This window comes from Streptomyces sp. NPDC091412, assembly GCF_044756885.1.
Lineage (GTDB): Bacteria > Actinomycetota > Actinomycetes > Streptomycetales > Streptomycetaceae > Streptomyces.
The window spans coordinates 240,523-254,791 of sequence record NZ_JBIVTV010000009.1; the positions used below are offsets into that span (position 1 = coordinate 240,523).

The 14,269-nt window shown below is 73.8% G+C and carries 12 protein-coding genes and 1 pseudogene; 6 read left to right on the top strand and 7 right to left on the bottom strand.

Annotated elements, in window-relative coordinates; genetic code table 11:
• Positions 1-17 precede the first annotated feature (17 nt).
• Both ACIQMV_RS23175 and ACIQMV_RS23180 read right to left on the bottom strand, forming a co-directional pair.
• Positions 18-911 (bottom strand): M56 family metallopeptidase, encoded by an 894-nt coding sequence (locus ACIQMV_RS23175; RefSeq protein WP_402595146.1) that lies wholly within the window; start codon positions 909-911, stop codon positions 18-20.
• Positions 908-1,291: a BlaI/MecI/CopY family transcriptional regulator gene (locus tag ACIQMV_RS23180; protein ID WP_141355372.1), complete on the bottom strand. Its 384-nt coding sequence runs from the start codon at positions 1,289-1,291 to the stop codon at positions 908-910. Before ACIQMV_RS23180 ends, ACIQMV_RS23175 begins: the two co-directional genes overlap by 4 nt.
• 231 nt (positions 1,292-1,522) lie before the next feature.
• Between ACIQMV_RS23180 and ACIQMV_RS23185 the strand changes: the two genes are divergently transcribed.
• Together ACIQMV_RS23185 and ACIQMV_RS23190 are read left to right on the top strand one after the other, a co-directional pair.
• Complete coding sequence (locus ACIQMV_RS23185; RefSeq protein ID WP_402595148.1) at positions 1,523-3,019, top strand: hypothetical protein; 1,497 nt, start codon at positions 1,523-1,525, stop codon at positions 3,017-3,019.
• 157 nt (positions 3,020-3,176) lie between these two features.
• The gene (locus tag ACIQMV_RS23190) at positions 3,177-3,704 is read left to right on the top strand and encodes a hypothetical protein (RefSeq protein ID WP_402595150.1); all 528 of its coding nucleotides are present in this window, start codon (positions 3,177-3,179) and stop codon (positions 3,702-3,704) included.
• Between the two features lie 38 nt (positions 3,705-3,742).
• Here the strand turns inward: ACIQMV_RS23190 and ACIQMV_RS23195 are convergent, their stop codons facing one another.
• From ACIQMV_RS23195 to ACIQMV_RS23205, 3 genes are read right to left on the bottom strand one after another with little or no spacing between them, the layout of a single operon-like run.
• Entirely contained in the window at positions 3,743-4,471 is a 729-nt protein-coding gene (locus ACIQMV_RS23195) for a phosphatase PAP2 family protein (RefSeq protein ID WP_402595151.1), read from the bottom strand.
• Positions 4,468-5,070, bottom strand: a complete 603-nt coding sequence (locus tag ACIQMV_RS23200; RefSeq protein WP_402595153.1) for a phosphatase PAP2 family protein — start codon at positions 5,068-5,070, stop codon at positions 4,468-4,470. Before ACIQMV_RS23200 ends, ACIQMV_RS23195 begins: the two co-directional genes overlap by 4 nt.
• On the bottom strand, positions 5,067-5,735 hold the full coding sequence (locus tag ACIQMV_RS23205; RefSeq protein ID WP_402595155.1) for a DedA family protein: 669 nt from the start codon (positions 5,733-5,735) through the stop codon (positions 5,067-5,069). The genes ACIQMV_RS23200 and ACIQMV_RS23205 overlap by 4 nt, the downstream gene beginning before the upstream one ends.
• Positions 5,736-6,089: 354 nt before the next feature.
• On the opposite strand from ACIQMV_RS23205, the gene efeU reads away from it, so the two are divergent.
• The 3 genes and pseudogenes from efeU to ACIQMV_RS23220 all read left to right on the top strand — a co-directional run.
• The gene (gene efeU / locus ACIQMV_RS23210; RefSeq protein ID WP_402595157.1) at positions 6,090-8,672 is read left to right on the top strand and encodes an iron uptake transporter permease EfeU; all 2,583 of its coding nucleotides are present in this window, start codon (positions 6,090-6,092) and stop codon (positions 8,670-8,672) included.
• Between the two features lie 56 nt (positions 8,673-8,728).
• Complete coding sequence (gene efeB / locus ACIQMV_RS23215) at positions 8,729-10,009, top strand: iron uptake transporter deferrochelatase/peroxidase subunit (protein ID WP_402595159.1); 1,281 nt, start codon at positions 8,729-8,731, stop codon at positions 10,007-10,009.
• Positions 10,010-10,022: 13 nt separating this feature from the next.
• Positions 10,023-10,482, top strand: a pseudogene (locus tag ACIQMV_RS23220) (DUF5709 domain-containing protein); the annotation flags it as partial.
• Positions 10,483-10,496: 14 nt separating this feature from the next.
• On the opposite strand, the gene sthA reads toward ACIQMV_RS23220, so the two are convergent.
• Positions 10,497-11,900 carry a Si-specific NAD(P)(+) transhydrogenase gene (sthA, locus tag ACIQMV_RS23225; protein WP_402595160.1) on the bottom strand — a complete coding sequence of 468 codons (1,404 nt, stop codon included), beginning with the start codon at positions 11,898-11,900 and terminating at the stop codon, positions 10,497-10,499.
• 100 nt (positions 11,901-12,000) lie between these two features.
• Positions 12,001-12,207, bottom strand: a complete 207-nt coding sequence (locus ACIQMV_RS23230) for a hypothetical protein (protein ID WP_141355358.1) — start codon at positions 12,205-12,207, stop codon at positions 12,001-12,003.
• A 200-nt stretch (positions 12,208-12,407) separates the two neighbouring features.
• On the opposite strand from ACIQMV_RS23230, the gene ACIQMV_RS23235 reads away from it, so the two are divergent.
• Entirely contained in the window at positions 12,408-14,252 is a 1,845-nt protein-coding gene (locus ACIQMV_RS23235) for a glycoside hydrolase family 15 protein (protein ID WP_402595162.1), read from the top strand.
• Positions 14,253-14,269: the final 17 nt, after the last annotated feature.

Genomic DNA, 14,269 nt, shown 5'->3' on the forward strand with positions numbered 1-14,269 from the left:
TACGGGACGCCGTAGGGCTACGGGACGATGTGCACCAGCAGGCCCAGCAGGTCGCCCGTGGCGTCGGCGGCGCCCAGGGCGGGCAGCGCACCGAGGGCGAGGACGGCCACCGCGACCGAGCGCAGATGCGGCGGCGGGGCGGACTGGAGCGCCGCGATCCGGCGGGTGACGGCGCGATCGGTGAAGCCCAGCGCGCACGAAGGCTCCGCCCGCCCGGCCGTGAGCGCCGCGCGGGCGAGCGCGCGGGCGGTGGTGGTGCGGTCGCCGACCGCCGCGGCGGCCCGTTCGTCCGCCCAGCGTTCGACGAGGAAGGCCACCTGGTCGCGCACCGGCCCGAGCAGCGGGTTGGCCGCGAAGGCCAGCGTGGCCGCCGTCACCAGCAGCGCGTGCCGGTGCGCCAGATGGGCGCGTTCGTGGGCGAGCAGCACCCGGCGCTCGACCGGCTCCAGCGCGCCGAGCATCGCCGCGGTGACCAGGATCCGGCCCGGTGAGCCGGGAATGGCGAACGCCCGCGGCACGGGCGAGGCGGCGACGATGAGTTCGGTGTCCCCCGGCTGCCCCTCGCACAGCCGCCGCAGCCTGCGGCGCGTGGCGTACTCGGCGCGGACGGCCCGCCACAGCCGGTGGGCGATCAGCGCGAGGGCCGGGCAGGCGGCGATCCCGATCGCCTCGGGCACCGGGTCCGGGACCGCGTATCCGGCCTCCCTGGCCTCGGCGAGGACTGGCGGGGCGTCGTCGAGGAGGGTGGCGGCCAGCAGCACGAGGGACCACACGGTGGCGGCGGCCGTCACCGCGGCGGCGGCGGTCAGCACGCGCGCGGCCAGGGCGGGGGCCACCCGCCGGCCGACCGCGGGACTGATCGCGGCGAGCAGCGCGGACAGCGCCAGCGGGGTGTAGACGTCGACCGTCACGCGGCCCCTCCGGTGAGCAGTTCGCGCAGGGCCCGCTCCTCCTCGGGGCTCAGCCCGGTCACGAACTGCTGGAGTGCGGCGATCGGGTCGGGGCCGCGGTCCAGGGCGTCGTGCATCGCCTGGGCGGTCAACTCGGCCGCGTTCTTGGCCGGCCGGTAGGCACCCCGCCGCCCGTCCACCTCGCGCAGCACCAGGCCCTTGTCGTACAGCCGCTTGAGGATGGTGTGCACGGTGTTGTAGGCCAGGCCGCCGCCGATCTCCAGCTGGATCTCGGCAGGGGTGAGCGGGTGCTCCGTGGACCACAAGGCCGCCAGGACCTCGCTCTCCAACTCGCCCGAACTGCGCCGTTCCACCCTGCCGTGAGGCCCTCTGCCAGCCATGCCCTCAACCTTACAGCGCGTAGGGGGTCGGGCGTCCGGCGGCGTCCCGCCCGGCGCGTGAGCGCGGCGCGGGTTAGTTTGTCCGTGTTTTCCCTGACGTCGTACCTGTTTTCCCCGACGTCTTACTTGTTTCCCTGACGTCCTACCTGGTTCCTGCTTACCTGGTTCCCGCGCCGGCGGCGCGGAACGCGGGGAGCCCGAAACCCCGCGGTGCGGGGGTGAGGGGTGGAGATGGCCGACAGTACGCACGCCATACTCGCCGGGACACGGCGAGCGGGACCGGGATCCGGCTTCGCCCGCGCCCGCCGGGCGCGCGGCGACGTCCTCGTGGCGGCGGTGGCCGCCGCCTTCACCCTCGCCCAACTCCTCCTCGTCCGCCCCGGCATGGGCCTCGGCTGGGACGAGTCCATCTACGTCAGCCAGGTCAGCGGACACGCACCGGCCGCCTACTTCAGCGCCCCGCGCGCACGCGGCGTCTCGCTGCTCGTCGCGCCGGTCGCCTCCTGGTCGCCGTCCACCACGCTGCTGCGCGTCTACCTCGCGGTGCTCTCCGGGCTCGCCCTGTACCTGGCCCTGCGCGTGTGGCGGCACACGTTCCGCTCCGGTGTCCTGGCCCTGGCCGGCGCCCTGTTCGCCTCCCTGTGGGTGACCCTGTTCTACGGTCCGCAGGCCATGCCCAACTACTGGGTGGCCATCGGCGCCCTCGCCTGTGCGGGCTGCTTCCTGCGGGTCCGGACCGCCCGGCGGGACCGCGCCGCACTGTGGGGCCTGGCAGGGGGCGCCGCCCTCATGGCGTTGATGCGCCCCATGGACGCCGTCTGGGTGGTCCTGCCCCTGCTCGCCCTCGCCCTGCTGGAGCGGCGCTGGAAGCCGCTCGCCGCGCTGCTCGCCGGACTCGTCGCCGGCTCCGCCGAATGGGTGATCGAGGCGTACGTCGCCTACGGGGGCCTGTTCCAGCGGCTGTCCGACGGCTCCGCCGTACAGGGCGGCCTGGGCTGGCACTTCGCCGTGGCCGACCAGCTGCGCAGCCTGGGCGGGCGCGCCCTGTGCCGGCCCTGCACCGGCGCGCAGCCGAACCCGGTTGTCACCGCCTGGTGGTATGTCCTGCCCCTGCTCGCCCTCTTGGGCCTCGCCCTCGCCGTGCGCGCCCGGCGGACCCCGCCCACGCTGGTCGCGCTGGCCTGCGCGGTCACGGCCGCCTTCCCGTACCTGTTCCTGATCGGATATGCGGCGCCGCGCTTCCTGCTGCCCGCCTACGCCCTGCTCGCGATCCCGGCCGCCGACACCCTCGTCCTCCTCCTCAGGGCGCCGAGCGGCAAGTGGCGGCCCCTCGCCGTGTCCCTGGCCGCCCTCGGCCTCGCCGGACACCTGGCGGTGCAGTACGCCGTCCTCGCCCACACCGTCCACCGCACCACCACCGACCGCCGCGCCTGGTCCGGCACCGCCGCCACGCTGCACCGCCTCGGAGTGCGCCCGCCCTGCCTGCTCACCGGTGAGGAGGCCATCCCGATCGCCTTCTACACCGGCTGCGGTTCGGCCGCGACCGCGGGCCCCAACACCAACAGCACCCCGGCGGCCATCGACCAGACCGCACGGCGCCTGCCGGTCGCCGCCCTCACCACCGCCGACGGCACCCCGCCCGCGTACGCCCGCACCTGGCCCTCCCACCGCTTCGGCGACCTGCGCCTGTACGTCGCGCCCCAGGCGCGCAGGGCCACCGGCCCCTGACGCCGGGAGTTCCGCAACCGTCACCAACGCGGGCGTGTAGTCCGCCGCCGGCGCCGCCCACCACGTACTGGCCCCCGGTCTCGGGACGGGCGCGGTCGACCTGCGGTTCCTGATCCGGTGCGGCCGGTCCGCGGGCCGCACCGCGAGCGCGCTCGCCGTGCGGCGTCTGATCCTTGTACTCGCCGCGGCCCGCCCGGGCGTCCTGCGGATCCCGCACTTCTCCGTCATGGGCGCGGCCGTCGTCCTCGGCGCTGCCGTGCCGGTGACGGCGGCGGTGCGGGGCCCGCTGCGGTCGCGGTGCCGGCCCATGGTCGCGGCGGTGCCGAACGGCATCGCGACCGTGCACAGCCGGCCGCGGCGGGCCGCCGCCCTGTGGGGCGGTCCGCTCGCCTTCGCCGGGCGGGGCGCGCAGCGCCGTGCGGCCGCCGCGTACACCCCCGCGCCGATCCGGCCGGCGGCCGGCGAGACACCCCCGTCGCCGACGAGAACGTCCTCGGTCGGCCTGTTGGGCGCGGATCTGACCGGCGCGGTCTCGTCGACCAGTTGTCCCGGGCCCCGGCGCCGGTGTGGCCGGGCCGCTGCCCGGTGGACGGCTCGTGGCCGCGCGGTTCGCCGCCGGGGGCGCCGCCGGGCCCCCGCGTCCGTCGTCGGCCGGTCGCGGCGGCGGGATCGCGTCGAGGGGTGAGCCGGAGTCCTCGTGGTGCAGGCCGTGGCGCCGGGGTGTCACACAGGGCGTGACCGTCCTCGACCGCCGGGACCCTGGCCCGCGTGGTTCTCCACCGGCCCTCCGGCTCTCGCCGTCAGCTCGGACACGAGGCCCGTGGGCAGCCACCAGGCGGCCGCGCACAGGCACACCCCGAGCCAGCCCGCGGCGAACAGCCAGCCGCCGATCACGTCGGTGAACCAGTGCACCCCGAGATACACCCGGGTCAGCCCCACCAGCGCGCCCCAGCAGCCGACGACGAGGCAGAACGCCCCACGGCCGCGCGGGGCACGCACGGCCGTCGCCAGGATCAGCAGTCCGGCGGTCAGCGCGGAGGTGGTGGTGTGCCCGGACGGGAACGACCACGCCGAGGCGTGGGCCGCCCAGTCCTGCCGGGGCGGACGCGGCCGGGAGATCAGCTCCATCACGCCGTAGCGCAGGGCCTGGCCCGCCACCAGGCAGCCGAGGCCGAGAGCGGCCGCGACCGCACGCTGCCGGGCCGTGCGGCCGACGGCGAGGCCGGCCAGCGCGACGAGCAGGTACGGGATGACCCCCGTCCCCGTGGCGGTGAGTCCGCGGGCCACCGCCACGGCCACCGCCGGGCGGTGACCGAGGGACCAGGAGAGCAGGGCGTCGTCCACGGACAGGGGGGTGCCATGGCCGCCGACGACCAGGCCGAGCACGGCGAACGCGGCCCAGGCGCCGAGCCCCGCGCTGCCCGCGAGGTCGGCGGTGTCCCGGGGCCTCATGACACCAGCAACGGCCGCAGCCGCGTCGCGGCCAGGCGCCGGGCGAGTGCGTCCGGCCGGCGCAGCAGCGCCTTCATCACGACATGGGCCACCAGCGCTCCGGTCAGGAGCCCGGCCGCCACGTCGTGCGGATAGTGGGCGCCGACCCAGACCCGGGAGGCGGCCATCGCGACGGCGGCCACGCAGGCGATCGCGCCGAGCCGGCGGGAGACGAGGAACAGCGCCACCGCGGCCGCGGCGGCGATCGCCGCGTGGTTGCTGGGGAAGGACCAGTCGGTGCGGGCCGGACAGGCCTCCAGGGTGACCACGTGCAGCGTGCGGCACGGGCGCACCTCGCGCACGAGCAGCTTCACCAGCGAGTTGACGGCGTAGGCGAGCACCACGACGAGTGGCACCACCAGAGCGGTGGCCGCCGCCCCGGCATCCACCCGGCGCGAGCGCCACCAGACCGCCAGCATCAGCACGGCGAACACGGCCAGGCCGTAGGCCGACCACACCGTCACCATGTCGTCCCACCACACGGGGGAGTGGCGGGCCAGGTCCACCACGTCCGAGTACAGGGGGCCGTCGATGGACGAGCCCGACAGGGCGAGGATCATCCGCGCGCCTCCTTGGCCTTCGCGGCCCGGCGCGAGCGCAGGACCTCCGGGACGAGCGGGATCAGCGACACGAGCACGATGAGTCCGATCACGGGGAGCAGATACTTGTCGATGTTCGGGACGGAGGAGCCGAGCGCGTACCCCGCGAGGGTGAGGCCGACGCTCCAGACGAGACCGCCGACGACCTGCCACAGGGTGAACGTGCGGGTCGGCACCCCCAGGGCGCCGGCCATCGGGTTGAGCACCGTACGCACCACCGGCACGAAACGGGCCAGTACGATCGCCTTCGCGAACCCGTACCGCTCCAGGAGTTCCTCGGCGCGACCGGCGCCCTCGTGCAGGCGCGGGGAGCGGCTGCGGGCGAGCAGGGCGCCGCCCGCCCTGCGGCCCAGCAGGAAGCCGCACTGTGAGCCGGCGAGCGCGCCGACGACGGCCGCGACCAGCAACGGGGCCAGCGACAGCTTCACACCCCGGTCGGCCGTGCCGGTGCACAGCAGGCCCGCGGTGAACAGGAGCGAGTCGCCGGGCAGGAAGAAGCCGATCAGGAGCCCCGTCTCGGCGAACATCACCACGCCGACGCCGAGCACGCCGAAGGCGGCCAGCAGCGACTGCGCGTCCAGCACGTTGACAGCGAGCTGCGACGACAGGTGCGGGAGTGCGATCATCGTCGCGGGCCCTTTCCGTCGGGTCGGCGGGCGCGCGGCTGAAGGCACCGGCCGAGTGACTACAAATCTGTAGACCGTCTACGTCAATGTAGACGAGGGAGACCCCTGGGGCGTTCCCATGGTCGCCCGAACGAGTGAACCGGGCCGCTCGACCGGACCCCGCACGCGGTTCCTGCGTGGGAGAACGGCTGTGACCGAGGACTCCCGTGTGCGCGTCGACCTTTACCGGTCCATTGCCGCTTCATGACCAGTCGACTACACGTCTGTAGTCATGATGGATCACGAAGTTAGGCATGCCTTCGCTAACCCGGTCCCGGAGTGGCCGGGGCGGTGTGCCAGGGAGGACCGTACGGCATGTGGGACGACGCGTTTCCGAGTTTCCTGATCGGACTGCGAGAGGGACTCGAAGGCGGACTGATCGTCTCCATCCTCGTCGCCACCCTGGTCCGGGCCGGAGCCAAGTCCCGGCTGCCACAGGTGTGGACCGGCGTCCTCGCGGCCATCGCGCTCGCGATGAGCTTCGGCGCGGTGCTCACCTTCACGGCCGCCTCGCTGTCCGCGACGGCGCAGGAGGCGTTCGGCGGTGCCCTCAGCGTCGTGGCCGTCGCGTTCGTCACCGCCATGGTGTTCTGGATGCGCCGCTCGGCCCGCAGCCTCTCCGGTGAGATCAAGGAGAAGGTGACCGGCGCGCTCGGCATGGGTGCGGGCGTGCTGATCCTCACCTCCTTCCTCGCGGTGGGCCGCGAGGGCCTGGAGACGGCCCTGTTCCTGTGGACCACCGCCCGCGCGGCCGGCGAGTCCGTGGGACCGCTGACGGGCGCCGGGATCGGCCTGGTCCTGGCGGCCGGTCTGTGCTGGGGCCTGTACCGGCGGGTGCTGAAGATCAACCTCACCAAGTTCTTCACCGCCACCGGCGCCGTGCTGATCGTGATCGCGGCCGGGGTCCTCGGCTACGGCCTGCGCGACCTCCAGGAGGGCGGAGTCCTCCCCGGCAAGGCGGCGTACGCCGTCGACCTCGGCGGCACCGTCGACGCGGGCTCCTGGTACAGCACCCTCGTCCAGGGCGTCTTCAACCTCACCCCGACGATGACCTGGCTCCAGGTCCTCGGCTACGCCGGCTACCTCGCCCTGGTGATGACCCTGTTCGTCCGGGGCGTGCGCGCCACGAAACCGGCGCCCGCCACGGCGCCGACCGGCACGCCGACAGCTGCTGTACCGGAGGCCGCGCGAGGTGCCGGCGCCGGGAGCGGGCCTCGGGCAGCCGCCGCGAGCGGGCCGCGCGCCGCGGCCGGGACCGGGGCCCCGGACGCCGGCCCTGCCGGGCTGGCGGCCGAGGCCGGGCCGTCGGCCGCCGTCGCTGCTGGGCGCGGGGACCGAGCCGCCGCCGGGCCGGACGTGGGTGCCGCCACTGCGGCGACGGCAGCGGTGGCGAGCGGGACTCCCGCCGCGTCCCGGGCCGAGTCGCCCGCCGCCTCCCACGCCGAGAGGTCCGCCGCGTCCCGGGCCGAGTCGCCCGCCGCCTCCCACGCCGAGAGGTCCGCCGCGTCCCGGGCCGAGTCGCCCGCCGCGTCCCGGGCCGAGAGGTCCGCCGCGTCCCGGGCTGAGACGTCCGCGGCCTCCCACGCCGAGAGGTCCGCACTCTCCGGGGCCGACGATCCGTCCGATGGTGGCGGCCCCGGTGAGGTGCGGGCCGAGGGGGCCGACCCGTCGCGGAGGCCCGAGCGCGGCGTCCGCGAGACACCGGACGAATCGCCCGCGCTCGCGGCCGTCGCCCGCCGGAGGCGTCGCGTCTGGGTCGTGCCCGTGGCTGTCGTCGCGGTGCCCGCGGTCGTGGCCGGACTCGTGGTGGCCCTGGGACGGCCCAAGCCCGCCGGAGCCCAGACCGTCGCCGTCTCGGAGACCGAGTGCGGCAAGGGCTTCACCGCGCCCGAGCCGGGACGACAGACGTTCCAGATGCGGAACACCGGGTCGAAGACGTCCGAGGTGTACCTGATAGACCCGGCCACCAACGCGGTCTACGGCGAGATCGAGGGCCTGGCCCCCGGCACCACCCGCGACCTGGTCGCCACCGTCGCGGGCGGCAGCTACGCCTGGCGCTGCGTGCCCACCGGCGGCACGGCCGTCACCTCCAAGGCCGTCCGGGTCGGTGGCGGGGCAGGGGCCACGGCGGTCGTCCCGGTGTCCGAGCAGGACCTCGCCACCCCGCTCAAGGAGTACAGGCAGTACGTCGGACGGGGTCTGGCCACGCTCGTCGCCCAGACCGGCCGGCTGAACGCCGACATTCAGGGCGGTGACCTCGACGCGGCCCGTACCGACTGGCTGACCGCCCACCGCACCTACTCCTCCCTCGGCGCCGCCTACGGCACCTTCGAGGACTTCGACAAGAAGATCAACGGCCGGCCCGACGGCTTGCCCGGCGGAGTGGACGACCAGGACTTCACCGGCTTCCACCGCATCGAGTACGGCCTGTGGCACGGCCAGAGCGCGGACCGGCTGAAGGCCCCCGCCCAGAAACTCGCCGCCGACGCCGACGGCCTGCGCAAGGCCTTCCCCACGCAGGCCTTCGACCCCGGTGACCTGCCGCTGCGCGCCCACGAGATCCTCGAGAACACCCTCCAGTTCGAACTCACCGGCCAGGCCGACCAGGGCAGCGGCACCGAGCTGGCCACGGCCGACGCCAACCTCGCCGGCACCCGCGAACTGCTCACCGTGCTCAGGCCGCTGCTCACCTCCCGTGCCCCGCGCCTGCTGCCCACCGTCGACGCGGACACCGCCCGGCTGGAGAAGCTGCTCGACGCGGCCCACCACGGGAACGCCTGGACCCCCGTGAACCGGCTCGACGCGATCACCCGGGCCCGCCTCGACGGGGCCACCGGACAGCTTCTGGAGGACCTCGCGCCCGTACCGGACCTGCTGGAGATCCGGAAGTCCGCCTGATGACCGCACCGCGCGCCGTGACACCCGAGACCGTACGTACCGAAGGGAACCGCTCCATGCCGTCCGCCGAAACGTCCGCACCCGAGGGTGGCTGCCCCGCCGGCCACGGGCGCCGCACCTTCGTCAAGACGGCCCTGGGCGCCGGTGCCGCCGGCGCGGTCCTGGCGGGTGGCGGCTTCACCCTCGCCCGGAGCGGCGCGGGCCAGGCGCACGCCGCGGACGGCACCGGCGCGGCAGCGGTCCCGTTCCACGGCGTCCACCAGGCAGGCGTCCTCACGCCCGCCCCCGCGGCCGCCGCCTTCGTCTCCTTCGACGTCATCGCCGAGAACCGCGAGGAACTCGCCGGACTGCTGCGGACCATCACCGAGCGGGCCCGCTTCCTCACCGCCGGCGGCACCCCCACCGACCTGGGCGTCGGTGCCCCGCCCTCCGACAACGGCATCCTCGGTCCCGAGATCCCCGCCGACGCCCTCACCGTCACCGTCGGCGTCGGTGCCTCCCTCTTCGACGAACGCTTCGGGCTGGCCAAGGCGATACCGCGCCGGCTCGCCCCCATGCGGACCTTCCCCAACGACAACCTGAACCCCGCCGAGTGCCACGGAGACCTGTCCCTCCAGATCTGCGCCGACCGCCAGGACACGGTGCTGCACGCACTGCGCGACATCGCCCGGCACACCCGGGGCGCCCTGCAGATCAAGTGGCGCGTCGACGGCTTCCAGAGCGGTCCGCGCCCCACCGGCGCCCAGCGCAACCTGCTCGGTTTCAAGGACGGCATCGCCAACCCCGATGTCGCCTCCGCCCGGGAGATGAGCCGCCTGGTCTGGGTGGGCGACGGGCAGGGCGAGCCGGCCTGGGCGGCCGGCGGCAGCTACCAGGTGATCCGGATCATCCGCATGCTGGTGGAGTTCTGGGACCGGGTGTCGCTGACCGAGCAGGAGAAGATGTTCGGCCGCCGCAAGGACACGGGCGCCCCACTGGACGGCGCAAAGGAGACCGACGTCCCCCACTACGCCAAGGACCCCAAGGGCACGGCGATCCCGCTGGACTCCCACATCCGGCTGGCCAACCCGCGCACCGCCGGCACCGACGCCTCCCGCATCCTGCGCCGCGGCTACAACTACGACCGCGGCGTCGACAACGTCGGCAACCTCGACATGGGCCTGGCCTTCTGCTGCTACCAGCAGGACGTCGTCCGCCAGTTCGAGGCCACGCAGACCCGGCTGATCGACGAACCCCTCGTCGACTACATCTCCCCGACCGGCGGCGGCTACTTCTTCGCTCTGCCCGGCGTCCGCGACTCCTCCGACTGGCTCGGCCGCGGACTGCTGTCCGCCTGACGGACGCGGGACCACCCCCTCCCACGAGGAACACGCGGACGCCGCGCCGCCGGACAGGGAGAACGGGGTGGGGGAGCGGACCTGCGACGACGTCCTCGACGAGGGCTGCTCCCCGCCGGAGAAGCCGCTGGGCGTCACCAAGTACGGCACGACGGCCGCCGAACAGCACGCGGGCGAGAGCCTCGGCCGGCGGCCGGCGCGGGAGCGGCCCGACGAGGGCGGGCCCGAGGGCGACGGGGTGGCGATCTGCCCGGCGGCGAGGGCGAACCAGTCTGCCCAGAGGCAGGCAGGGACCGCGCCGGCTGCCTCGTCGCCCCGGACGAGGGCGCCGTGGCGACACCACCGAGGAGGAGGCCGCCGCCGACATGGGCGTCGACGCGGGAGCCGCCGGCGCCGAGGAGGCCGCCGTCCACATCGCCGCTGTCCACGTCGTCGACGACGACACGCTGCCGGACGACGGCACCCAGCCCTGACCCGGCCCCCGGGGTCAGCCCCCGATCCGGTCGATCTGCCGCAGCTTGTTCGTCGCGTCCAGGGCGGCCACCTTGTACGACTCCGCGAGCGTCGGGTAGTTGAACACCGCGTCGACCAGGTAGTCCACGGTGCCGCCGCAGCCCATCACCGTCTGCCCGATGTGGATGAGTTCGGTGGCCCCGGCGCCGAAGCAGTGCACCCCGAGCAGCGTGCGGTCCTCCGGCGAGACCAGCAGCTTCAGCATGCCGTGCGAGTCGCCGATGATCTGCCCGCGGGCCAGCTCCCGGTAACGCGAGACGCCCACCTCGAACGGCACCCGGTCCTCGGTGAGCTGGTCCTCGGTCCGCCCGACGAAGCTGATCTCCGGGATCGTGTAGATGCCGATCGGCTGAAGGCCGCCCATCCTGCCGACCGGCTCCCCGCAGGCGTGGTACGCCGCCGCCCGCCCCTGTTCCATCGAGGTCGCCGCGAGCGCGGGGAAGCCGATCACGTCGCCGACCGCGTAGATGTGCGGCACCTGCGTGCGGTAGTGCTCGTCGACCGCGATCCGGCCGCGCGCGTCGGCGCTCAACCCGGCCTTCTCCAGGTCGAGTCCGTCGGTGAGACCCTGCCGGCCCGCCGAGTACATCACCGCGTCGGCCGGTATCTTCTTGCCGCTCTCCAGCACGGTGAGCGTGCCGTTCTCGTGCCGCTCCACGGCGGCCACCGTCTCCCCGAAGCGGAAGGTGACGGCGACGTCCCGCAGGTGGTAGCGGAGCGACTCCACGATCTCGACGTCGCACATGTCGAGCATGCCCGGCCGCCGTTCGACGACGGTCACCCTGCTGCCGAGCGCGGCGAACATGGAGGCGTACTCCATCCCGATGACCCCGGCGCCGACGATCACCATCGACCGCGGCACCCGCTCCAGCGTGAGCACGTTGTCGGAGTCCATGATGGTGCGTCCGTCGAACTCCACGCTGTCCGGACGGGCCGGCCGGGTACCGGTCGCGATGACGATGTGTTCGGCCGTCAACAGCCTTTCCTCACCGGTCACTTCGCGCAGCGCGACGGTGTGCCCGTCGACGAAGCGGCCGGTCCCGGCGAGCAGGGCCACATGGTTGCGGGAGAGCTGGCTGCGGATGACGTCGACCTCGAGGCCCACCACGTGCTGGGTGCGTGCGGTCAGATCGGCGACGGTGATGTCCTCCTTCAGCCGGTAGCTCTGACCGTACAGATCACGCTGGGTGAGTCCGGTGAGGTAGAGCACCGCCTCACGCAGGGTCTTGGAGGGAATGGTTCCGGTGTGGATCGAGACCCCGCCGACCATGTCGGGTCTGTCGACGACAGCGACCCGGCGGCCGAGCTTGGCCGCGGCGATGGCGGCCTTCTGGCCACCCGGTCCGGATCCTATGACGATCATGTCGAAGTCGGGCACGCCCCGGAGTCTCGCAGAGCGACGCCCCCCAGCGAAAGGGACGAACGAAAGGGACCGGAACGACAGGGCTCCGATCCCTTTCGCACGCGCCCGGGAAGAGCTAGGGCAACAGCTTGTCCAGGGCGGCCGGGCCCTCCGTCTCGATCTTGCGCTTGGCCCACTCCAGGTTGCGCGGGGTGATGTCGCGGCCCGCGGCCAGCACCACGTCCTCGGGCGAGACGTCGGTGCCGGTACGGGCGTGGAGCACGTCGTCCGGGGTGCAGCGCTCCCCGGGCTCGCGGGATGCATCGGGTTGTGACGTCGACATGTGGCCTCCTCGGGTCCGGCTGGGTCCCCGCCCGGGTCCGGAGTGCGGCCCTCGTGCTGCGGGAGCGGGACCTCCTCCCACGATTGCCCGTCGGACGGCACCCTGCATCCGGAAGACCGCTCCTAAGCTGGAGGAACCGCAACAGCCGCGAGTACCGGTCCGTGCGAGGGGGGTCAGGGAGGGGACAGGAGGCAGCCGCGATGGCCGACACCCGAAGCCGAGGGCCCGAGACGGGAACATCCCGCTACGTTCCGATCGCCGACCACGGCCTGATCGGCGACCTGCGCAGTGTCGCCCTCGTCGGCACCGACGGCACGATCGACTGGTACTGCTGCCCCGCCTTCGACGCCCCGAGCGTCTTCGCCGCGATCCTGGACGCCGAGCGCGGCGGCAGTTTCGAGCTCGCCGCGGCCGAGGCGGCGCGCACCAAGCAGTTCTACTTCCCCGACACCAACGTGCTGATCACCCGGTTCTTCACCGAGGACGGCGTCGGCGAGGTGCAGGACTTCATGCCGGTGGGCGGAGACCGGCAGGGATCCGCCGAGGCCGAACGGCACCGGCTCATCCGGCGCGTGCTGTGCGTGCGCGGCACCCTTCCGTTCCGCGCCCGGGTGGCTCCCCGCTTCAACTACGGCGCCGACCCGCACACGGTCCGGATGGAGGGCTGCACGGTCCTGTTCGAGTCGGCGACCCTGTCCCTCGCCCTGACGTCCACCGTGCCCCTGGAGAGCGACGGCACGGACCTGCGCGCGGACTTCAAGCTCGCCGAGGGCGAGTCCGCCGTCTTCGCGCTGGACCAGGTCGGCGGCGAGGTGGCCCCACGGCGGTGCGCCCACGCCGAGGCCGAGGACCAGTTCTGCGCCACGGTCGCCTACTGGCGCCGCTGGCTCGCGCAGTCCCGCTACCGCGGCCGCTGGCGCGAGATGGTCCACCGCTCCGCCCTCACCCTGAAACTGCTCACCTACGCCCCGACCGGCGCCATCGTCGCCGCGCCCACCACGAGCCTGCCCGAGCGGGTCGGCGGTGAGCGCAACTGGGACTACCGCTACGTCTGGGTGCGCGACGCCGCGTTCGCCGTCTACGCGCTGCTGCGGCTCGGCTTCGCCGGCGAGGCCGAGGCGTTCATGCGCTTCCTGACCCTGCACATCAGCCCCGGCGACGGCAAGGCGACCGGCCCGCTGCAGATCATGTACGGCATCGACGGCCGCAGCGAACTGCCCGAACGCGAACTCGGCCACCTGGAGGGACACCGGGGTTCCGCGCCCGTACGGGTCGGCAACGCCGCCGCCGACCAGCTCCAGCTCGACATCTACGGCGCCCTGATCGACTCGATCTACCTCTTCGACAAGTGGGCCCAGCCGATCTCCAGCGACCAGTGGGACGACGTGTCCGCGCTGGTGGAATGGGTCTGCGAGAACTGGGACCAGCCCGACGAGGGGGTGTGGGAGACCCGGGGCGGCAGGCAGAACTTCCTGTACTCGCGCCTGATGTGCTGGGTGGCCGTCGAACGCGCCATGCGGCTGGCCAACCGCCGCGGCCTGCCCGCCGACCTGCCCCGCTGGCGGCAGAGCCGGGACGCGATCTACCGCCGCATCATGGACCGCGGCTGGTCCGCCGGGCGGCAGGCCTTCGTCCAGTACGAGGACGGCGACGTACTGGACGCCGCCGTGCTGATGATGCCGCTGGCGAAGTTCATCGCGCCGACCGACCCCAAGTGGCTGTCCACCCTCGACGCGCTGACCGGCGACCTGGTCTCCGACTCGCTCGTCTACCGGTACGACCCGCAGGCCAGCCCCGACGGGCTGCGCGGCGACGAGGGCACGTTCTCCATCTGCTCCTTCTGGTACGTCGAGGCCCTCACCCGGGCCGGCCGACTCGACGAGGCCCGACTCGCCTTCGAGAAGATGCTCACCTACGCAAACCACCTCGGCCTGTACGCCGAGGAGATCGGCCCCACCGGCGAGCAGCAGGGCAACTTCCCCCAGGCCTTCACGCACCTGTCCCTGATCAGCGCGGCCTACAACCTCGACCGCGCCCTGGGCTGACACCGACCGCGGCCCTC